This window comes from Pseudonocardia hydrocarbonoxydans (assembly GCF_006539565.1).
Taxonomy (GTDB): domain Bacteria; phylum Actinomycetota; class Actinomycetes; order Mycobacteriales; family Pseudonocardiaceae; genus Pseudonocardia; species Pseudonocardia hydrocarbonoxydans.
Genome location: NZ_BJNG01000030.1, coordinates 1 through 19,434, shown reverse-complemented (window position 1 = coordinate 19,434; position 19,434 = coordinate 1). Strand labels below are relative to the sequence as shown.

General features: G+C 74.4%; 20 protein-coding genes. 11 read left to right on the top strand and 9 right to left on the bottom strand.

All coding sequences use genetic code 11. From position 1 onward, the window contains the following. Positions 1 to 7: 7 nt before the first annotated feature. From PHY01_RS17095 to PHY01_RS17070, 6 genes are all read left to right on the top strand, one after another. Positions 8 to 673: an SDR family NAD(P)-dependent oxidoreductase gene (locus PHY01_RS17095; RefSeq protein ID WP_246085963.1), complete on the top strand. Its 666-nt coding sequence runs from the start codon at positions 8 to 10 to the stop codon at positions 671 to 673. Further along, a complete protein-coding gene (locus PHY01_RS17090) occupies positions 666 to 1,472 on the top strand; it encodes a serine hydrolase domain-containing protein (RefSeq protein WP_141279882.1) in 807 nt (268 codons plus the stop codon). The genes PHY01_RS17095 and PHY01_RS17090 overlap by 8 nt, the downstream gene beginning before the upstream one ends. Further along, positions 1,469 to 1,939, top strand: a complete 471-nt coding sequence (locus tag PHY01_RS17085) for a GNAT family N-acetyltransferase (protein WP_170183858.1) — start codon at positions 1,469 to 1,471, stop codon at positions 1,937 to 1,939. Before PHY01_RS17090 ends, PHY01_RS17085 begins: the two co-directional genes overlap by 4 nt. 472 nt (positions 1,940 to 2,411) lie before the next feature. After that, the gene (locus PHY01_RS17080; RefSeq protein WP_141279878.1) at positions 2,412 to 2,672 is read left to right on the top strand and encodes a DUF8836 family protein; all 261 of its coding nucleotides are present in this window, start codon (positions 2,412 to 2,414) and stop codon (positions 2,670 to 2,672) included. Between the two features lie 491 nt (positions 2,673 to 3,163). After that, on the top strand, positions 3,164 to 7,015 hold the full coding sequence (gene hrpA / locus PHY01_RS17075; RefSeq protein ID WP_246085976.1) for an ATP-dependent RNA helicase HrpA: 3,852 nt from the start codon (positions 3,164 to 3,166) through the stop codon (positions 7,013 to 7,015). A gap of 115 nt (positions 7,016 to 7,130) precedes the next feature. Further along, positions 7,131 to 8,018, top strand: coding sequence for an endonuclease domain-containing protein (locus tag PHY01_RS17070; RefSeq protein WP_141279874.1), 888 nt, complete (start codon positions 7,131 to 7,133; stop codon positions 8,016 to 8,018). Positions 8,019 to 8,049: 31 nt separating this feature from the next. Here the strand turns inward: PHY01_RS17070 and PHY01_RS17065 are convergent, their stop codons facing one another. From PHY01_RS17065 to PHY01_RS17050, 4 genes are read right to left on the bottom strand one after another with little or no spacing between them, the layout of a single operon-like run. Further along, positions 8,050 to 9,036, bottom strand: a complete 987-nt coding sequence (locus PHY01_RS17065; protein ID WP_141279872.1) for a zinc-dependent alcohol dehydrogenase family protein — start codon at positions 9,034 to 9,036, stop codon at positions 8,050 to 8,052. Continuing rightward, positions 9,033 to 9,917 carry a carbohydrate ABC transporter permease gene (locus PHY01_RS17060; RefSeq protein WP_141279870.1) on the bottom strand — a complete coding sequence of 295 codons (885 nt, stop codon included), beginning with the start codon at positions 9,915 to 9,917 and terminating at the stop codon, positions 9,033 to 9,035. Before PHY01_RS17060 ends, PHY01_RS17065 begins: the two co-directional genes overlap by 4 nt. Further along, positions 9,914 to 10,840 (bottom strand): carbohydrate ABC transporter permease, encoded by a 927-nt coding sequence (locus tag PHY01_RS17055; protein WP_141279868.1) that lies wholly within the window; start codon positions 10,838 to 10,840, stop codon positions 9,914 to 9,916. The genes PHY01_RS17060 and PHY01_RS17055 overlap by 4 nt, the downstream gene beginning before the upstream one ends. Beyond that, positions 10,837 to 12,192 carry an ABC transporter substrate-binding protein gene (locus PHY01_RS17050; protein WP_141279866.1) on the bottom strand — a complete coding sequence of 452 codons (1,356 nt, stop codon included), beginning with the start codon at positions 12,190 to 12,192 and terminating at the stop codon, positions 10,837 to 10,839. The genes PHY01_RS17055 and PHY01_RS17050 overlap by 4 nt, the downstream gene beginning before the upstream one ends. Before the next feature lie 132 nt (positions 12,193 to 12,324). Here PHY01_RS17050 and PHY01_RS17045 point away from each other — a divergent pair, with 132 nt between their 5' ends. Then, positions 12,325 to 13,275, top strand: coding sequence for a sugar-binding transcriptional regulator (locus PHY01_RS17045; RefSeq protein ID WP_141279864.1), 951 nt, complete (start codon positions 12,325 to 12,327; stop codon positions 13,273 to 13,275). After that, on the top strand, positions 13,265 to 14,047 hold the full coding sequence (locus PHY01_RS17040) for a phosphotransferase enzyme family protein (RefSeq protein ID WP_141279862.1): 783 nt from the start codon (positions 13,265 to 13,267) through the stop codon (positions 14,045 to 14,047). The genes PHY01_RS17045 and PHY01_RS17040 overlap by 11 nt, the downstream gene beginning before the upstream one ends. A gap of 6 nt (positions 14,048 to 14,053) precedes the next feature. Here the strand turns inward: PHY01_RS17040 and PHY01_RS17035 are convergent, their stop codons facing one another. Continuing rightward, entirely contained in the window at positions 14,054 to 14,473 is a 420-nt protein-coding gene (locus tag PHY01_RS17035) for a hypothetical protein (RefSeq protein ID WP_141279861.1), read from the bottom strand. A gap of 80 nt (positions 14,474 to 14,553) precedes the next feature. On the opposite strand from PHY01_RS17035, the gene PHY01_RS17030 reads away from it, so the two are divergent. Then, entirely contained in the window at positions 14,554 to 15,744 is a 1,191-nt protein-coding gene (locus PHY01_RS17030; RefSeq protein WP_141279859.1) for an acyl-CoA dehydrogenase family protein, read from the top strand. Here the strand turns inward: PHY01_RS17030 and PHY01_RS17025 are convergent. Together PHY01_RS17025 and PHY01_RS17020 are read right to left on the bottom strand one after the other, a co-directional pair. Then, the gene (locus PHY01_RS17025; protein WP_141279857.1) at positions 15,741 to 16,106 is read right to left on the bottom strand and encodes a rhodanese-like domain-containing protein; all 366 of its coding nucleotides are present in this window, start codon (positions 16,104 to 16,106) and stop codon (positions 15,741 to 15,743) included. The genes PHY01_RS17030 and PHY01_RS17025 overlap by 4 nt on opposite strands. Continuing rightward, positions 16,103 to 16,597 (bottom strand): cysteine dioxygenase, encoded by a 495-nt coding sequence (locus PHY01_RS17020; protein WP_170183857.1) that lies wholly within the window; start codon positions 16,595 to 16,597, stop codon positions 16,103 to 16,105. The genes PHY01_RS17025 and PHY01_RS17020 overlap by 4 nt, the downstream gene beginning before the upstream one ends. 219 nt (positions 16,598 to 16,816) lie before the next feature. On the opposite strand from PHY01_RS17020, the gene PHY01_RS17015 reads away from it, so the two are divergent. After that, positions 16,817 to 17,518: an acetoacetate decarboxylase family protein gene (locus PHY01_RS17015; protein ID WP_141279855.1), complete on the top strand. Its 702-nt coding sequence runs from the start codon at positions 16,817 to 16,819 to the stop codon at positions 17,516 to 17,518. A 106-nt stretch (positions 17,519 to 17,624) separates the two neighbouring features. On the opposite strand, the gene PHY01_RS17010 is transcribed toward PHY01_RS17015, so the two are convergent. After that, entirely contained in the window at positions 17,625 to 18,467 is an 843-nt protein-coding gene (locus tag PHY01_RS17010) for an alpha/beta hydrolase (protein ID WP_246085962.1), read from the bottom strand. A gap of 9 nt (positions 18,468 to 18,476) precedes the next feature. Continuing rightward, positions 18,477 to 19,247: a carboxypeptidase-like regulatory domain-containing protein gene (locus tag PHY01_RS17005; RefSeq protein ID WP_141279851.1), complete on the bottom strand. Its 771-nt coding sequence runs from the start codon at positions 19,245 to 19,247 to the stop codon at positions 18,477 to 18,479. Here PHY01_RS17005 and PHY01_RS26600 point away from each other — a divergent pair. Beyond that, positions 19,225 to 19,434, top strand: a 210-nt coding sequence (locus PHY01_RS26600) for a hypothetical protein (protein WP_218030196.1), incomplete at its 3' end; no start/stop codon positions are given. The two genes, PHY01_RS17005 and PHY01_RS26600, sit on opposite strands and share 23 nt — an antisense overlap.

Below are 19,434 nucleotides of genomic sequence, written 5' to 3'. Positions count from 1 at the left end.
GGGCGCCGTGGATGCAGTCATCGTGACGGGCGCCGCGGGCGCCCTCGGGCACGCCGTCGTCGCCGAGTTCCGGTCCCGGGGCCGGGAGGTGGTGGCGCTGGACCGGGCGGGCGAGCACCTCGACGCCATGGGCCGACAGGACGGGGTGCACGCCCTCGCCGCCGACCTGTCGGCGCGGGCGGCCGTGCAGGACGCGTTCGACCGGATCCCGGTCGCCTGCGACGCGCTGGTCGGGCTGGCCGGCGGCTTCACCCCGGGCTCGCTCGCCGATGTCGACGAGGAGACGCTCGAGTCGCTGTGGCGCTCCAACTTCGGCTCCGCGCTGTGGACGGCACAGGCCGCCGTGGGGCTGTTCGGGGACGGCGGATCGATCGTCACCGTCGGGTCGAAGACCGCCGTCGAGGGCCCCGCGCCGGTCGCGCACGCCACGAGCAAGGCCGCAGTCGTCCGGCTGACCCAGCTGCTCGCCGCCGAACTGCGCCCGCGGCGGATCCGCGTCAACGCCGTGCTCCCCTCGGTGATCGACACCCCGGCCAACCGCAGCTGGATGTCCGAGGACCTCGCGGCGCGCGCGGTCGCCCCCGCGGCGATCGCCAAGGTGATCGCGTTCCTCTGCGGGCCCGACGCCGCCCCGATCAGCGGTGCGGCGATCCCGGTGTACGGCGATGCCTGACCTGCGGTCGGCGCTCGACGCGGCGCTGGGCTGGCCGGTCGACCACGTGGCCGTGGCGGTCGTCGGCGCGGACACGGTGACCGCGGGCGAGACCGGCCGGGAGTTCCGGCTGGCCTCGGTCACCAAGCTGCTCACCGCCTACGCGGTGCTGGTGGCGGTGGAGGAGGGCGCGATCGAGTGGGACCAGCCCGCCGGCCCCGAGGGCTCCACCGTGCGCCACCTCGCCGCGCACACCTCCGGGCTCGCGTTCGCCGACGGCTCGGTGCAGGCCGCGCCGGGCACGCGGCGGATCTACTCCAACACCGGTTTCGACGTGCTCGGCGCCACCGTCGCCGACGCCGCGGACATGCCCTTCGCCCAGTACCTGCACCAGGCCGTGTGCGAGCCGCTGGGCATGGCCGCCACACGGCTGGACGGCTCCCCCGCCGCCGACGCCGTGTCCACCGTCGACGACCTGGCCCGCTTCGCCGCCGAGCTGCTGGCGCCGACGCTCACCCACACCCTGGCCGACGCCACGACCGTCGCGTTCCCCGGCGTCGCCGGGATCCTGCCCGGCTACGGGCGGCAGAAGCCCAACGACTGGGGGCTGGGCTTCGAGATCCGCGACGGCAAGTCCCCGCACTGGACGGGCGCGCACAGCTCGCCGCGCACGTTCGGGCACTTCGGGCAGTCCGGCACGTTCCTGTGGGTCGACCCGGACGCCGGTGCCGCCTGCGTGGCGCTGGCCGACCGCGACTTCGGCGACTGGGCGATCGAGGCCTGGCCGCCGTTCACCGACGGGGTGCTCGCCGCCCTGTGATCGGCCTCGACGCGTGCACCGACGCCGACCTGGACGACTTCCTGACCCTCGCGCTCGACCCGCGGGTGACCGCCCGGATCGGCGACGGCACGCCGTGGACCCCGGAGACGGCGCGGGCCCGCTTCCGGCGCGGGATGGCGTGCTGCGCGCGCGGCGAGGGCCTGTGGTTGATCGCCCGCGACGGCACCGGGGTCGTCGGGGTGGTCGTCGGCGAGCTGGACCACCTCGCCGAGATCGAGACCGGCATCTGGCTCGCGCCGCGGCACTGGGGGCGAGGCCACGGCCGCGGGCTGCTCGGCGTGCTGCTGCCGATGGTGCGCGTCCGGTTCCCCGGTGTCCTGCCGACGGCGTACGCCGACGTCGACCACGCGGCGTCGGCGGCGATGCTGCGCGCCGCGGGGTTCGTCGAGGACGGCACGCTGACCGGCCGCCACGGCACCGAGGTGACCCGCTTCGTCGCCCGGTGACCCCGTGATCGCCGTTTCGGCGCGTTTCCGGCGGGATCTCGCCGGAAACGCGCCCAAACGATGATCACGGCGGTGCGGGAATGCCGGGCGGGGGTGGGCCGTTGTACCGCTCGTCCGAGCCGGGCGACCTGTGTCCCCGGGTCTCACCACAACGCCACCCACGGGTGCGCCACGCGCCGAGAGGCGACCAGCGCCCGGCCCGGACACCCCCCACGAACCCGCCCCGTGACCACCGGGTCCGGAATACCCGAGGGGGGTAGGTGGTTGTACGACTCGTCCGGACCGGGCGACCTGTGTCCCCGGGTCTCACCACAACGCCACCCACGGGTGCGCCACGCGCCGAGAGGCGACCAGCGCCCGGCCCGGACACCCCCACGAACCCGCCACGTCCGGCGTCTCCACCGCCGGACGCGGTTGCCCGGGCGGCGTCGGCCCCCACGACGCCGCCCCCCACATCCCCAGGAGCGCACCCATGAAGGGCGATCGGGTCGAGATCGTCATCGACGCCGGCAGCGGCACCACCCGGACCTACGAGATCGTCGCCACCCGGGCCGGGCGCCGGGTCGGGATCACGCACGGGCGCGGCGTCGTCGAGGTCGCCGAGACCACCCGCGGCGGCTCCGTCGTGCGGACCGCGCGGTTCCTGGCCAACCGCGTGCTCGCGCTCGTGGAGCACCCGGCCGCGGACGCCCCGGCGGCCGACGAGATCACACCCGCCCTGCGCTCCGCGTGAGCCGCGGCCCCAGGCACACTGGTTCGACGATGCCCTCCGACGCCCTCCCCGACCTGCAGCACGGCCACGATTCCGCCGACCGCCGGCAGGACGGTGGCCCCACCGCCGTCGGGCCACAGCCGCCGCGGTCCGGGCGACCCCGCCGCAGGCGGCCCCGCACGTCCGACTCCCCCGCCGTCGACGCGGACGGCCGGGGCACGCCGTCGACGGCCGAGGGCGGCCCCGCGGTGCGCCAGCCCCGCGGCGACCGGTCCCCCGAGTCGCGCCGGGGCGCGTCCCCCCGCCGGGCGCGCCGACCGGCCGACCCGGCACCGGGCGGGTCGCCCGCACGCGGCGGCCGGGACGCCGCGGGGCGTCGACGTCGCGGGGGTGAGGCAGCGGCCGGGTCGCACGTGCCGCACGACTCGGACGCAGGATCGTCCCGACTCGCGGGGTTCGGTGACGGTGACGGTGACGTCGACGTCGACGCCCTCGCGGCCCGCCTCCCGGAGCTGTCCCTGCGCGACGAGCACCGCCTCTCCCGCCGGCTCGACACCGCCCGCCGCACCCGCGACCCGGTCGCCCGCGGCCGGGCGCTGGCCGGGATCGCCGCCGCCGTCGACGAGGGCGTGGCCCGGGTGGCCGCCCGCCGCGCCGCGGTCCCTGCGGTCACCTACCCCGAGGCGCTGCCGGTCAGCGCGCGCCGCGAGGACATCGCCGCCGCCATCCGCGACCACCAGGTCGTCATCGTCGCGGGCGAGACCGGCTCCGGGAAGACCACGCAGATCCCGAAGATCTGCCTGGAGCTGGGGCGCGGCGTCCGCGGGCTGATCGGGCACACCCAGCCGCGGCGGCTCGCCGCCCGCACCGTGGCCGCCCGGATCGCCGAGGAGCTGGGCTCCGACATCGGCGACACCGTCGGATGGAAGGTGCGCTTCACCGACCAGGTCGGGGAGAACACGCTGGTCAAGCTGATGACCGACGGCATCCTGCTCGCCGAGCTCACCGGCGACCGGATGCTGCGCCAGTACGACACCCTGATCATCGACGAGGCCCACGAGCGCAGCCTCAACATCGACTTCATCCTGGGCTACCTCGCCCAGCTGCTCCCCCGGCGCCCCGACCTCAAGGTGATCATCACCTCGGCCACGATCGACCCGGAGCGGTTCGCGCAGCACTTCGCCTCGCCCGACCGCCCGGCGCCGATCGTCGAGGTCTCCGGCCGGAGCTACCCGGTCGAGATGCGCTACCGGCCCGTCGTCGACCCGGACGATCCGGACGCCGATCCCGACCGCGACCAGCTCGCCGCCATCGCCGACGCCGTCACCGAGCTGCGCCGCGAGGGCCCCGGCGACATCCTCGTGTTCCTGCCCGGCGAGCGCGAGATCCGCGACACCGCCGACGGGCTGGCGCGCCGCCAGTTCCCCGGCATCGAGATCCTCCCGCTGTACGCCCGGCAGACCACCGCGGAGCAGCAGAAGGTGTTCGCGCCGCGGCAGGAGTCGCTGGGGCGACGCGTCGTGCTGGCCACCAACGTCGCCGAGACCTCGCTGACGGTGCCCGGCATCCGCTACGTCATCGACCCCGGGCTGGCCCGCATCTCCCGCTACTCGCGGCGGCTCAAGGTGCAGCGGCTGCCGATCGAGAAGGTGAGCCAGGCCAGCGCCAACCAGCGCGCCGGGCGCTGCGGCCGCGTCGCCGACGGGATCTGCATCCGGCTCTACGCCGAGGACGACTTCGACGCCCGCCCCGCGTTCACCGACCCGGAGATCCTGCGCACCAACCTCGCCTCGGTCGTCCTGCAGATGATCTCGCTGGAGCTCGGCGAGATCGCGGAGTTCCCGTTCGTCGACCCGCCCGACCGGCGCAGCATCGACGACGGGCTCGCGCTGCTGCACGAGCTGGGGGCGCTGGAGAAGGGGGCGCTGACCGCCGTCGGGCGCGCCTTGGCGAGCCTGCCGGTCGACCCCCGGCTGGGCCGCATGCTCGTGGAGGCCGACCGCGTCGGCTGCCTGCGCGAGGTGCTCGTCATCGCCGCGGCGCTGTCGGTGCAGGACCCGCGCGAGCGGCCCACCGAGCAGCGCCAGGCCGCCGACGAGCGCCACGCCCGCTTCGCCGAGGACGGCAGCGACTTCCTCGCCTTCCGCAACCTCTGGACCCACGTCGCCACGCTGCGCCAGGAGCTCACCGGCAACCGGTTCCGCCGGCAGCTGCGCGAGGAGTTCCTGCACTACCTGCGCATCCGCGAGTGGCAGGACCTGCACGCCCAGCTCCGCTCCGCCGCCCGCAACGCCGGGATGACGCCCAACGACACCGAGGCGTCGGCCGACGCGATCCACACCGCCGTGCTCGCCGGGCTGCTGTCGCAGATCGGGCTGCGCGAGGCGGAGACCAAGGAGTACCTGGGGGCCCGCGGGGCCAAGTTCATGATCTTCCCCGGCTCGGCGCTGGCGAAGAAGGGGCCGCGCTGGGTGATGGCCGCGGAGCTCGTGGAGACCTCCCGGCTGTTCGCCCGCACCGTCGCGCGGATCAAGCCGGAGTGGGTCGAGCCGCTGGCCGGGCACCTGGTGAAGCGGACGTACTCGGAGCCGCACTGGTCGCGCAGGCGGGCCTCGGCCGTCGCCGTCGAGCGCGTCACGCTCTACGGGGTGCCGATCGTCGTCGACCGCACCGTCGACTACGGGCGGATCGACCCCGAGGTCTCGCGCGAGCTGTTCGTCCGGCACGCACTCGTCGAGGGCGACTGGGACACCCGCCACCGCTTCTTCCACGCCAACCGCGAGCTGCTCGAGCGCGCCGAGGACCTGGAGCAGCGGGCCCGCCGCCGCGACCTGGTGATCGACGAGGAGACGCTCGTCGCGTTCTACGAGGAGCGGATCCCCGAGCACGTGGTGTCGGGGCGGCACTTCGACTCCTGGTACCGGCGGGCGAAGCCCGACCTCCTGCTCACCGAGGAGATGGTGCGCACCGCGCAGGCCGCCGAGGTCGACGCCGCCGCCTACCCCGACCACGTCGAGGCGGGCGGGCTCACGCTCCCGCTGTCCTACGCCTTCGAGCCCGGGAAGCGCGACGACGGCGTCACCGTCGACGTGCCCGTCGCCGCGCTGCACCAGATCGACCCCACCCCGTTCACCTGGCAGGTGCCCGGCCTGCGCGAGGACCTGGTCACCGCGCTGATCAAGACGCTGCCCAAGAGCCTGCGCCGCAACTTCGCGCCCGCCCCCGACCACGCCCGCGCCGTGCTCGCCCGGCTGCGCGACCAGGACGAACCCCTGCTCGACGGGCTGGAACGCGAGCTGGGCCGGATGAAGAACGTGACGATCCCGCGCGAGGCGTGGGAGCTGGGCCGCCTGCCCGAGCACCTGACCGTCACCTTCCGGGTGGTCGACGAGGCCGGTGACGAGGTCATGCGGGGCACCGACCTGGAGGCGATGCGCCACGAGCTGGCGCCGAAGGTGCGTGCCGAGCTGGCCGCGGCCGGCGTCGAGCTGGAGCGCACCGGGCTCGTCACGTGGACCATCGGCACGCTGCCGCGCGAGCACGCGATCGTGCGCGGCCGGCACACCGTCACCGGGTTCCCCGGGCTGGTCGACCGCGGTACCGGCGTCGACGTGCGGGTCTTCCCCACCGCCGCCGAGCGCGACCCCGCGCACCACCGCGGTGCGCGCCGCCTGCTGCTGCTCGACACCCCGTCTCCGGCCAGGCAGGTGCAGCGCGGGCTCGACAACGCCGCGAAGCTGGCGCTGTCGCGCAACCCGCACGGCTCGGTCGCCGCCCTGCTGGAGGACTGCACCGTGTGCGCCGCCGACGCCCTGATCGCCGCGGTCGGCGGGCCGCCGTGGGACGAGCGCTCCTACCTCCGGCTGCAGCGGGTGTTCCGGGACAAGCTGGCGTCGACGACGGTGCAGGTGCTGCACGCCGTCCGCGCGGTGCTGGACGTGCGGCTGCGCGTGCAGGCTCTGCTCACCGATACGCACCGCACGCCCGGCGTCGCGGCCGGGCTGGCCGACATCGAGGCCCAGCTCGCCGCGCTCGTCGGACCGGGCTTCGCGACGGCGGCGGGCGCCTCCCGGCTGGGCGACCTCGTGCGCTACCTGGAGGCGGTCGAGCGCCGGATCGAGAAGCTGCGCGTCGACCCGGCCCGCGACGCCGAGTGGACGGCGCAGGTCCGGGTGGCCGCCGACGAGTACGCCGCCGAGCTGGCCGCGCTGCCGCCCGGCGTCGAACCCGGGCCGGAGCTGCGCGAGATCCGCTGGATGATCGAGGAGCTGCGGGTGGGCCTCTACGCCCACCCGATGCGCACCCGCTACCCGGTGTCGGTGCGGCGCATCCAGCAGACGATCGACGACCTCCCCCGCCCTTGACGGTCGAGATCGACGTCAGGGTTGCCCGGGGACCGGACGACGACCCTGGTGTCGATCTCGACCGGGATTCTCCGAACGGGCCCGCAGTGGACGGCCGGTGCGCGACGCTGCGGGGATGACCGTTCCCGGGTGGCCCGAGGCGTTCCGTGGCTCGGCGGCGATCGCGGCCGGGCTCGTCACCCGTGGTCGGCTGCGCGGGCCGTCGTTCCTGCGGCTGTTCCCCGACACCTACGTGCGGGCGGGTGCGTCACCGCCAGACCTGCTGCTCCGGTCCCGGGCGGCGTACCGCTACGTCGAGGGGCGCGGCGTGCTCTCCGGGTACTCCGCCGCCGAGGTGCTCGACGCCTCGTGCGGGCCCGCCGACGCCCCGGCCGAGGTCACCGTTCCCGACCGGGCGCAGCGCGCGCACCCCGGTCTCGTCGTGCGCCGCGAGCGGCTCGCGCCCGGCGAGATCCGCACCGTCGGCACGCTGCGGTGCACCTTCCCGCACCGGACGGCGTTCGACCTGGCCCGGCGTGGCGCGCTGGTGGACCGGGTCATGGGCGTCGACGCGCTGGCCCGACGCCACGGGTTCGCCCCCGACCTCCTGCTCAACCTCCCGGTCCGCTACCCCGGCCTGCGCGGCACCGACCGGCTCGCCGAGGTGCTGGCCCTGGCCGACCGGGGTTCCGGCTCCCCGATGGAGACCCGGCTGCGGCTGCTGCTGGTGCTCGCCGGGCTCCCGCGACCGCGCACGCAGTGGGTCGTGCAGGACGAGCGGGTACGCCGGGCGGTGTGGCTGGACCTGGCGTACCCGCTGCACCGGATCGGCATCGAGTACGACGGCGGCACGCACACCACGGCGGCGGGCGTCCGGCGCGACATCGCGCGCAGCACCGACCTGCTCGACCTCGGCTGGCGGATCTACCGCTACACCGCCGACGAGGTGTACGGCGAGCCCGGACGGATCGTCCGGCAGATCGCCCGGGCGCTCGGGATGGACGTGAGGGCTGTCGCAGGGTGACCCGGCAGCCCTCACGTCGATCTCGTCCGGCTCAGGGGCAGACCTGGATCTTGCGCCCCACCCCGGCCCGGAACTGCTCCAGCGCCGCCGGGTACTCCTCCAGCGGCTTCCGGTCGCTGATCATGATCTCCGGCCGCAGCACCCCGTCGGCGAACAGCTCAGCGGCCCGCTCGAAGCTGTGCAGCACCGCCATCGAGCCGACGATCCGGATTTCCTGGTTATAGACCCGGAACGGCGAGAAGCGGGCCACCGCGTCCTCGTTCGCCACGCCGAACTGCTGGAACGTGCCGCCGCGGATCACCCGGCCCAGGCCGTCCTCGATGGCCGCGACGACGCCGGTGCAGTCGATGACGACGTCCCAGCCGCGCCGCTGCTCCAGCTCGTCGGCGCTGGTCACGGTGTGGGTGCAGCCCAGCTCCTTGGCCGTCTCCAGCCGGGCGGGGTTGAGGTCGACCATGCTGACGCTCGCGGCGCCGGCCCGCTTGGCCAGCTCCATCATCATCAGCCCCATCGTGCCGGCGCCGTAGATGAGGTAGTGGTCGCCGAGGGCCGGGGCGAGCACGTCGAACCCGCGGACGGCGCACGACAGCGGCTCGATCAGCGCCGCGTCGGCCGGGCTGACCCCCGGCGGCAGCACCACGCAGTTGGCCACGGGGGCGACGGCGTACTCGGCCGCCCCGCCCGTCGTCGACACGCCGATGGCGGCCCAGCGCTCGCACAGGTTGCCGCGGCCGCGGCGGCAGAAGTAGCACTCGCCGCAGTGCAGCGACGGGTCGACGGCCACCTGCTGCCCGAGCTCGATCTCGGTGACGTCGCGACCCCTCGCCACGACCTCGCCGGCGAACTCGTGCCCGGGCGTCACCGGCAGGGTGGGAGCGAACTCGCCGTCGGCGATGTGCAGGTCGGTGCCGCAGATCCCGCACCCGGCGACGGCGACGACCACCTCCCGCGGCCCGGGCGTCGGGTCCGGGACGTTCTCCACGGTCACCCGGTCCGCGGAGATGACGGCTGCTCTCACTTGATCGCTCCCAACGACAGTCCCTGCACCAGCTTGTCCTGCGCCGCGAAACCGGCGATGAGCACCGGCAGCGACACCACCACGGCGGCCGCGCACACCTTCGCCAGGAACAGCCCCTGGCTGGTGACGAAGCTGGTGAGGAACACCGGCGCCGTCTGCGCCACCGTCGCCGTGAGCACCCGGGCGAACAGCAGCTCGTTCCAGCTGAAGATGAAGCAGATCAGCGACGTGGCCGCGATCCCCGGCAGCACGATCGGCATGACGATCACGCGCAGCGTGTGCGCCAGCGACGACCCGTCGACGGCCGCGGCCTCCAGGATCTCCACCGGCACCTCGGCGAGGAACGAGCGCATCATCCACACCGCGATCGGCAGGTTCATCGAGGTGTAGAGCACGATCAACAGCCAGATGTTGTCCAGCATCCCGATGCCCTGCGCGATCAGGTACACCGGCAGCAGGCCCGCCACGACCGGCAGCATCTTCGTGGACAGGAAGAAGAACAGCACGTCGGTCCACTTGCGGACGGGCCGGATCGACAGCGCGTAGGCCGCCGGGATCGCCAGGATCAGCACCAGCACCGTCGACAGGATGCTCGCCGTCATCGAGTTGAGCAGCGGCGGCCACGGGCTCGCCCCCGTCGAGGCGCCGAAGAAGTTGAGGTAACCGTCGAGGGTGAGCGGCGCGAACAGCGACGGCGGGTTGGTGGCGGCGTCGGTCTCGCTGTGGAACGAGGTCAGCACCATCCACACCACCGGCGCCACGAACAGGATGCCGACGATCCAGGCGACGACGCCCAGCATCGCCCCCGAACGCCTGCGCCGGGGTGGCGCGACGGCGAGCTCGGACGGGGTCTTCGTGGCCCGCTCCACGGTCGCGGTCATCGGGAACCCTCCTCGCGGAACAGGGACGACACGGTGCGCAGGGCCAGGGTGGCGATCAGGATCGTGCCGATCACCACGACGACGCCCGCGGCCGACGCCCGGCCGTAGTCCTGGGCGTTGTAGAAGGTCTGGTAGATCGTGTACGGCAGGTTGGCGGTGCCCAGCCCGCCGGAGGTGATCGTGAAGACGGCGTCGAAGTTCTGGACGATGTAGATCGACCCGAGCAGCCCGCCGAGCTCCAGGTACTGGCGCAGGTGCGGGAAGGTCATGTGCCGGAAGACCTGCAGGTTCGTGCAGCCGTCGAGCTGGGCGGCCTCGATGACGTCGAGCGGCTTGCTCTGCAGCCCGGCCAGGATGATCAGCATCATGAACGGCGTCCACTGCCACACCAGCGCGGCGACGACCGAGGTCAGCGGCAGCGTCGAGACCCAGTCCGGCTGGGGGGCGTTCGGCCCGAGGAACGCGGTGAGCAGCCCGTTGAACAGGCCGTACTCCGGGTTGTAGAGCGCGTGCTTCCACACCAGCGCGGCCGCGACCGGCACCACCAGGAACGGCGTGATCATCATCGTGCGGACGATCCCGCGCCCGAGGAACGCCCGGTCCAGCAACAGCGCGACGAGCATGCCCAGCAGCAGGCTGATCAGCACCACCGACACCGTCAGCACGATCGTGGTGACGATGGCCTCGCGGGTGGTGACGTCGGTGAGCACGCGCGCGAAGTTGTCGAACCCGGCGAACCCGCGCTCGTCGGGGTAGTAGGCGTTCCAGTTCATGAACGAGATCACCAGCGTGCCCAGGAAGGGCAGCTGCGTCACGATGATCAGGAAGACCAGCGCGGGCAGCAGGGGGGCGCGGCGGGCCCAGTCCCCGCTGCGGCGCAGCGCCGGGCGCTGCGTCCGCGGCTTCTCCAGCGTCGTCGTCATGACCCTTCCTCCCGGGACCGGTACCGCTCCGCCACGTCGTCGGCGAGCTGCTGGCCGCGTTCCAGCGCGTCCGGCACGCTCACCTGCCCGGCGATCGCCGAGCTGATCTGCTGCGACACCTGCGTCCCCAGGTCCGGGAACTCCGGGATGCCGACGAACTGGATGCCGAGCGCGGGCCGCGGCTGGACGCCGGGGTCGCGCGGGTCGGCCGACTCGATCGCCGCCTGCGTTTGCTCGGCGAACGCGCCGGCCTCGGCGAGGTACTCGGGGATCTCGTAGGTCGAGGCCCGCTTGCCCGCCGGCACCGACGACCAGCCCACCTGCTCGCCGACCAGCCGCTCGTAGTCCCTGCCCGACGCCCAGGACACGAACCGCCAGGCCGCGTCCTTGCGCTCGCTGGCCGCCTGGATGCCCCACGACCAGGCGTAGAGCCAGCCCGCGGAGTCGGTCTCGACGACCGGCGCGGGCGCGTAGCCGATCAGCCCGCGGACCGGCGAGTCCTCGGCCTCCAGCGACCCCGCCGCCGACGTGGCGTCGTACCACATCGCAACGTTGCCCTGGATCAGGTTGTTGAGGCACTCGGTGAACCCGGCCTGCGGGGCACCGGTCTGGCCGTGCTCGCGGACCAGGTCGACGTAGAACTGGACGGCCTCGGTGAACTCCGGGGAGTCGACCTGCGCCTGCCAGTCCTGGGTGAACCAGGTGCCGCCGAAGGTGTTGACCACGGTCGTCAGCGGGGCGAAGACCTGCCCCCAGCCGGGCTGGCCGCGCAGGCAGATCCCGGCCATGCCGGGCTGCGCGCCGTCGACGCGGGCGGCGATGTCGGCGACCTGCGGCCACGTCGGGTTGGCCGGCATGGTGATGCCGGCCTGCTCCAGGACGTCGCGGCGGTACATCAGGAACGACGACTCGCCGTAGAAGGGCTGGCCGTAGACCTGCCCGTCGTCGCCGGTCAGCGAGGTGACCATCGGGGCGAGGATGTCGTCCTGGTCGAACCCCGGGTCGTTCGCGATGAACTCGTCCATCGGGGCGATCCAGCCGCTGCGGGCGTAGATCGGGATCTCGAAGTTGCTCAGCGTGGCGACGTCGTACTGGCCCGCCTGGCTGGAGAACTCCTGGCTGATCTTGTCGCGGACGTCGTTCTCCGGCAGCACCGTGAAGTTGACGGTGATGCCGGTCTCGCGGGTGAAGTTGTCGGCGGTGAGCCGCTGCAGGTCCACCATCTGCGGGTTGTTGACCATCAGCACGTTGATGCTGTCCGGCCCACCCCCGCCCACCGACCCACCCCAGCCCGCGCAGGAGCTGGTGGCCAGCACGGCCAGCGTGAGCAGTACCGCTCGTGTCCGCCTCATCGCGTCCCTCCCCGCCGAACGCTCAGATGAGCGCTGGTCCGATCACACGATCAGGGTGTGGCAGGGCTCACGTACAGTCAATGACTTGTGCAAGAATGGGCGTCAGCGCGCTCAGATGAGCAGGAGAACGCCATGCCCCGAGGCCCCGCCCAGCTCGTCCTCACCGCGTCGGTGGCCCGCCGCTACTACCTCGACGGCCGGTCCAAGGTCGAGATCGCCGAGGAGTTCGCCCTGAGCCGGTTCAAGGTCGCCCGGCTGCTGGAGGACGCCCGCTCCAGCGGCCTGGTGCGCATCGAGATCGGCCATCCCGGCACCGTCGACGTCGAGCTGTCCGGGCGGCTCATGCGCGCGCTCGGCCTGCGCCACTGCGTCGTCACCGACACCCCCGACGAGCACCCCGCCGCGCTGCGCGAGCACCTCGGCGCGGCCGCGGCCGACCTGCTCACCGAGCTCGTCGGCGAGGACGACGTGCTCGGGCTGTCCTGGGCGCGCTCGGTCTCGGCGATGGCCACCGCGCTGCGGGAGCTGGCGCCGGTGCCGGTCGTGCAGCTCACCGGCGCGCTGGCCCGCCCGGGCGTCGACGACAGCTCGATCGAGCTGGTGCGCGAGGTCGCCCGCGTCTCCGGCGGGCCGGCGTACTTCTTCTACGCCCCGATGGCCGTGCCCGACGCCGCCACCGCCCGCGCGCTCCGGGGCCAGCCCGAGGTGGCCCGGGCGTTCTCGCTGATCAGCTCCGTGACCGTCGCCGTCGCGGGGGTGGGGGCGTGGGAGCCCGAGCAGTCCACGCTGTACGACGCCACCGGCGAGGCCGAGCGGGCGGCGCTGGCCCGCGCGGGCGTCTGCGCCGACGTCTCGGGCGTGCTGGTCGACGCCGCGGGCACGGCCGTCCCGGCCGCGCTGACCGACCGGATGATCGGCATCACCCACGCCCAGATGAGCGCGGTGCCCGAGGTGATCGGCATCGTCTACGGGCTGCGCAAGGTGCAGGCCGCGCTCGCCGCCGTGCGCGGGGGGCTCGTCGACAGCCTGGTCACCCACTCCACGCTCGCGACCGCGCTGATCGCCGCCGCCGATGCCTCCTGAGATCCCGCTGCTGGGCGGCACGGCCAACCGCGGGCGGGTGCACCGCGTGGGCGACACCGTGCGCCGCCCGCAGCGCCGCAGCACCCCCGCCGTCCACGCGCTGCTGCGCCACCTCGAGGACGTCGGCTTCGACGGTGCGCCGCGCGTACTGGGCGTCGACGACGACGGGCGCGAGGTGCTCAGCTACATCCCCGGCCGGGCGGTGACGGCGCCTGCGCCGGCGTGGGGCCTGACGGACGCGGCGCTGCGCAGCGTCGGTCGGCTGCTGCGGCGCTTCCACGACGCCGTCGCCGGGTTCGACACCCGCCCCCACGCGTGGTCGGCGGCCGTGCCCGAGCCGTTCGCGGAGGGCGGCGTCACCCACAACGACCCGAACCTCGACAACGTCGTGTTCCGCGGGGGGCACGCCGTCGCCCTGATCGACTTCGACCTCGCCGCCCCGGGCGACCCGGTGTGGGACGTCGCGGGCACCGCGCGGCTGTGGGCACCGCTGCGCGACCCCGTCGACACATCCGACGGGCGGCGCCGCCGCGAGCTCGACCGGCTGCGCATCCTCGTCGACGCCTACGACCTCGACGACGCCGGCCGCTCCCGGCTGGCGGCCGCCGCCGCCGGGCACCACGAGTGGATGTGCGCGCTGGTCGGCGACGGCGCCCGCAACGGCGTCCCCGGGTTCGCCGAGTACTGGACGCCCGGCGCCCGCGCCCGCGCCGACCGCACCCGGGCCTGGCTGGAGCGGGAGTCCGGGGCGATCACCGCGGCCCTGACCTGAGCGCGGTCAGGCCGCGGCCCCCACCTGCCCGGTCACGCCGCGCAGCCCGACACAGCCCACGCACCCCACACAGCCCACGCAGTCGACGCACCCGATGCAGCCCACGCACCCGGCACACCGCCGGCAGAACACGCAGCCCACGCAGCCGGCACAGGCCAGCAGGCCGACGCTCAGCATCGTCAGCACGCTCGCCACGATGCCGACGCCGCCCGCCGTGGCCGCGCTCGCGAGCACCCCGGCGCTCCCGGCCGTCGCAGCGGCCGCGGCGACCCCGACGCTGCCCGCGGTGGCCGAGGAGGCCACCACCCCGGCGCTGCCCGCCGTGGCGGCGCTGCCGAGCACCGCGACCGACCCCTCCGTCGCGACGCTGCCCCGCACCGCCCTGCCCCGCACCGCCCTGCCCCGCACCGCCCGGTCCACGCCCACGGGCCGATCCTGCTCCCCGACCGGGCGGCCCGGAAGGGCGACGCGGTGCGCGGTCGGGCCCCGGATGGCACGATCCCCGAATGGCCGAATACGCGCATTTGGGCGAAGCACTGGGTACCGACTTCTTCTCCGTCCGCGAACAGTTCACCGGTGAGCAGTGGGAGAAGTTCATCGCGGTGCGCAAGTTCGTCGACGACGAGGTGCTGCCCGACATCGGCGACTACTGGGAGAAGGCCGAGCTGCCGTGGCACCTGTTCCGCAGGCTGCCCGAGCTGAAGATCGTCGGCGAGGACATCGACGGCTACGGTGCCGCGGCGATGAGCCCGATGGCGTGCGGCCTGGTGCACATGGAGCTGCACCGCGGCGACGGCTCGCTCGGCACGTTCCTCGGCGTGCACGCGGGGCTGGCGATGCAGTCGATCGCGATGTGCGGCTCCGAGGAGCAGAAGCAGCGCTGGCTCCCGGCCATGTCCACGTTGGACAAGGTGGGTGCGTTCGCGCTCACCGAGCCCGGCCACGGCTCCGACTCGATCGCGCTGGAGACCACCGCCCGCCGCGACGGCGACCACTGGATCCTCGACGGCTCCAAGCGCTGGATCGGCAACGGGACCATCGCCGACTACGTCACGGTCTGGGCCCGCGACACCGACTCCGGCGACGTCAAGGGGTTCGTCGTGGAGACCCCGGCGGAGGGGTACACGGCCACCGTCATCCCGGGGAAGGTGTCGCTGCGGTCGGTGTGGCAGGCCGACATCGAGCTGTCCGGCGTCCGGGTGCCGGAGGAGAACCGGCTGGCGAACGCGAACTCGTTCAAGGACTGCGGGCGCGTGCTGGCCAGCACCCGCGGCATCTGCGCGTGGATGGCGCTGGGCCACGCCACCGCCGGCTACGACGCGGCGATGCGCTACGCCATGGCGCGCGAGCAGTTCGGCAAGCCGCTGGCCTCGTTCCAGATCGTGCAGCAGCGGCTCGTGCACATGCTCGCCGACCTGACGTCGATGCAGCTCTACTGCATGCAGCTCGGCCGCCTCGCCGACGCCGGGCGGCTGTCCCCCACCGTCGCCGGGCTGGCCAAGATGCACAACACCCGCACCGCCCGCAAGATCCTCTCCGAGGCCCGGGACCTGTTGGGCGGCAACGGGATCCTGCTGGAGCACCACGTCGTGCGGCACTGGGCCGACATCGAGGCCATCCACACCTTCGAGGGCACCGAGACGATGCAGACCCTCATCGTCGGCCGCGACATCACCGGCATCGGCGCGTTCGCCTAACCCCCGAAAGCGGCCTTCCAGGCCCGGTAGCCGCCGTCCAGGTCGGTGGCGTTGCGCAGGCCCAGGTCCTGCAGCGACGCCGCCGCCAGGCTGGAGCTGTAGCCCTCGGAGCAGAACAGGATCCAGGTGACGTCGTGGTCGACGGCCTGCGGGATCCGGGCGTCGGAGGTGGGGTCCAGGCGCCACTCGAGGTGGTTGCGCTCGATGACCAGCACACCCGGGATCCCGCCCTCCTGCTCGCGCTGCCAGCCGGGGCGGGTGTCGACGAGGATCGCGCCGTCGGCCACCAGCTCGGCCGCGCGGGGCGGGTCGGGGCGGTCGAGCCGGGCGCGGGCCGCGGCCAGCATCTCCTCGATCGTCATCCCACGCCCTCCCCCGCCGCGACCAGCTCGCTGCGCGTGCGGCGCAGCCTGCCACCGTCCACGGCGTAGTAGGACATCGCGGTCAGCGGCGGCGAGTAGGCGTGCACGCTGACCGCCGGCGCCGTCGACGGGTTGCCGACGTCGTGGACGTGCCCGAGTCCGAACCCGACGCTGCGCCGCGCCCGCAACGGGCGCGACCGCATCACCGTGCCGTCCCAGCGCCGCTCCACCAGGCCGCCCGACACGACGGTGAGCGCGCCGAGCGAGCCGCCGTGGTCGTGCAGCTCGGCGGCCTGCTCGGTGGCCCAGCCGATCAGCCAGACGTCGACGAAGTCGTCGCCGAGCAGGCGCCGGTACCAGCGCTGCTCCGGGTCGACGACGACGGGATGGCGCCCGGCACGCACCTCGTCGGCGACGCGACGGGTGAGGCCGACCAGGTCGGCGAGGGCCAGGGGCGTGGGCGCGGGGCGACGCGGGGCGTGCGACAGCACGGGGACTCCAGTGGGGGGCGGAGCGGACGGATCGGGATCGTCAGCTCGCGCGACAGCACTGGTCGAAGTGGTCGGCCCGGCGGCAGCCCCAGATCTCTCCGAGGACGGCGGCGGGCGACATGCCCCGAAGGAAAGCACGACCGGCCCCGGCGGCTCCACCCGCTCCCATCGCGTGGGACACGCGTCCGGCGCAATGTCCGACGGGTCCACAATGGCGCCATGGCGACTCAGCTCGACGACGGCAGCTGGGAGGTCCAGGGCCGGCGGCTCCGGTTCACCGTCCGGATCGGCGAGGCCTCCGCGGCCTGCGCCACCTACCTCGTCCGGACCGCGGGCGTGCGCGCGCTGCTCACCGGCACCGGCCTGGAACCGGTGTCGGTGGCCGGGCGGACGCCGCTGTTCCTCGTGCTGGTCGACTACCGCGTCAACGACCTGGGCGACTACGACGAGGCCGGCGTCGCCTTCCTGGTCCGGCACCGCGGCCGGACCGGGACCTACATCCACCAGCTCCCGGTGACGCAGACGTTCACCATGGAGGCCGGGCGCGCGCTGTGGGGGCTGCCGAAGTGGCTCGCGCGGGCGGAGCTGGGCATCGACGGCGCCGACGCCACCTGTCACCTCGCCGACGACACCGGCCGCCCCGTCCTGACCGCCGCGCTGCACGCCGCGCTGCGGCTGCCGGGCACGCTGCGCGGCGCGGTCACGGCGCTGGCGCCGCACGACGGCGGCGTCCTCGCCTCGGCCGTGCGGGCGCGGATCGGCGGGATCCGGGTCGGGCGCGGGGCGTCGGTGGCGCTGGGCTCCGGACACCCCATGGCCGACGAGCTGCGCGCCCTCGGCCTCCCGCGTCGCCCGCTCCTCACCGTCGTGGCCGGGCGGGTGGCCTTCGACATGGACCCGGCGACCGCCCACCCACGCTGAGCGATCGGGGGACTCGGGGCCGGGAAACGGGGGACTCGCGGGGTGACCCCGCGAGTCCCCCGTTCCCCGGCCGCGAGTCCCCCGTTTCCCGTGCCCGAGTCCGGCGTCAGCGGTGGGCGGCGAGCCAGTCGCGCAGGTCGCCGAGGGGACGGTCGCGCTCGGGCTCGTGGTAGATCTCGTGCCACAGCCCGTCGTACCAACGGACCGTGCTGTCCGGGGAACCGATCATCGGCTCCAGCGCGCGGGTGCCGGCGGGGTCGGTGAGCACGTCGGCGGTGCCGTGCTGGACGAGCACCGGCATCCGCAGCTCACGGGCCCGGCCGGGCAGGACGTCGAACTGGGCGAACAGCGCCGAGGACAGGCCGAGCGTCGGGTGGCCGTGGTGCACGAGCGGGTCGCCGAGGTAGTCGGCGACGACGGCGGTGTCCTTGCTGATCTTCGTGGCGTCGATCCCGGCCGGGCGCAGCGTGGGCGCCACCCTGGCCAGCAGCCTGAGGACCGGGACGGCGGCCTTCGGGATCGCGTTGCTGGCGAGCGCGGGCGCCGACAGGACGAGGCCCGCCAGCCCGGCGCCGTGGTCGAGCGCGTAGGCCAGCGCGATCTGGCCGCCCATGCTGTGCCCGAGCAGGAACAGCGGCAGGCCGGGATGGCGCGCGGCGACGTGCCTGCGGAAGGTGTCGAAGTCGGCGAGCCAGTCGGAGTACCGGTCGAGATGGGCACGGCGACCCGTCGACCGCCCGTGGCCGCGGTGGTCGAGGCCGTAGACGGCCCAGCCGTCGGGGACGAGCACGTCCTCGACGCTGCCGTAGCGCCCGGAGTGCTCGCCGAGGCCGTGGCAGACCAGCAGGACCCCGGCCGGCTCCCCGTCGGGAAGCCGGCCCCGCCAGAACAGCTCGACGTCCCCGACGCCGGGCAGCGTGCCCTCGACCCGATCCGCTGTGTCCGTCACCGGCACAACCTATCCGGCGGGCACCCCGGCCGGCTCGAGCTCCACGTCGTGCACGCGCTCCGCCTCGTCGGTGACGACGACGAGCACGACGTCGGCCTCGCAGCCCGCGGCGGCCACCGACACCGCGTACTCCCCCGCGGCCAGGTCGGCGACGAGGTAGGCACCGTCGACGTCGGTCTCCGCGACCTCGACGACCTCCCCGTCCTGCACCAGGGTCACCCGTGCGCCGCGGATCGGGCCGTCCTCGCCGGTCACCGTGCCGACGAGCGCGGCGGAACGGGCGAGCAGCACCTCGACGTCGACGGGGGCGTCACCGACGGTCAGCGCCACCGCGCCGGGCTGGTGGTCGGGCGCGGTCGCGACGACGACGTAGCTGCCGGGGTGCGGTGCGGTCATCCCGCCCTCCCCGGACCGGCCGGTGGAGACCTCGCGGCCGCGGTCGTCGAGCAGCGCGACGGCGGCGTCGGCGACCGCCGTGCCGTCGCGGCGGACCGCCCGGAACCGGACGGGCTGCGCCGCGCCGACCGCCGGCGGACCCTCGGGTCGGGAGGCCCCCTCCAGTGCGACGACCGGTGCCCGCTCGGGACGGGCCGACGGGTCGCCGAACGTCCGGAGCAGCGCGAGATCGGCGGCGGCCTGCTCGGCCGCCAGGTGCTGCGGATCGCGGGGGGCGCGGCGGGAGGACGGCTCGGTCGGTGACGTCGGCTCGGTCGGCGCGGGGGGTGCGGTCAGGTGCGACTCGACCGGCTGCTCGGACGTGGTCGGGACCGGCGCCTCCACCGCGGCCGGGGTCTCGGTCCCGGCCGAGGCCTCGGTGACGGCCGGGGTCTCGGTCGGTGCCGGGGCGGAGGGCGGTGCCGGGGCGGAGGGCTGTGCCGGGGTCGCGGTCGGCGCCGGGGTCGCGGTCGGCGCCGGGGTCGCGGTCGGCGCCGGGGTCGCGGTCGGCGCCGGGGTCGCGGTCGGCGCC

Coding starts and splice junctions, on each gene's coding strand:
- PHY01_RS17090 (WP_141279882.1), top strand. CDS start 666: ATGCCTGACCTGCGGTCGGCGCTCGACGCGGCGCTGGGCTGGCCGGTC.
- PHY01_RS17080 (WP_141279878.1), top strand. CDS start 2,412: ATGAAGGGCGATCGGGTCGAGATCGTCATCGACGCCGGCAGCGGCACC.
- PHY01_RS17070 (WP_141279874.1), top strand. CDS start 7,131: ATGACCGTTCCCGGGTGGCCCGAGGCGTTCCGTGGCTCGGCGGCGATC.
- PHY01_RS17060 (WP_141279870.1), bottom strand. CDS start 9,917: ATGACCGCGACCGTGGAGCGGGCCACGAAGACCCCGTCCGAGCTCGCC.
- PHY01_RS17055 (WP_141279868.1), bottom strand. CDS start 10,840: ATGACGACGACGCTGGAGAAGCCGCGGACGCAGCGCCCGGCGCTGCGC.
- PHY01_RS17050 (WP_141279866.1), bottom strand. CDS start 12,192: ATGAGGCGGACACGAGCGGTACTGCTCACGCTGGCCGTGCTGGCCACC.
- PHY01_RS17045 (WP_141279864.1), top strand. CDS start 12,325: ATGCCCCGAGGCCCCGCCCAGCTCGTCCTCACCGCGTCGGTGGCCCGC.
- PHY01_RS17040 (WP_141279862.1), top strand. CDS start 13,265: ATGCCTCCTGAGATCCCGCTGCTGGGCGGCACGGCCAACCGCGGGCGG.
- PHY01_RS17030 (WP_141279859.1), top strand. CDS start 14,554: ATGGCCGAATACGCGCATTTGGGCGAAGCACTGGGTACCGACTTCTTC.
- PHY01_RS17025 (WP_141279857.1), bottom strand. CDS start 16,106: ATGACGATCGAGGAGATGCTGGCCGCGGCCCGCGCCCGGCTCGACCGC.
- PHY01_RS17015 (WP_141279855.1), top strand. CDS start 16,817: ATGGCGACTCAGCTCGACGACGGCAGCTGGGAGGTCCAGGGCCGGCGG.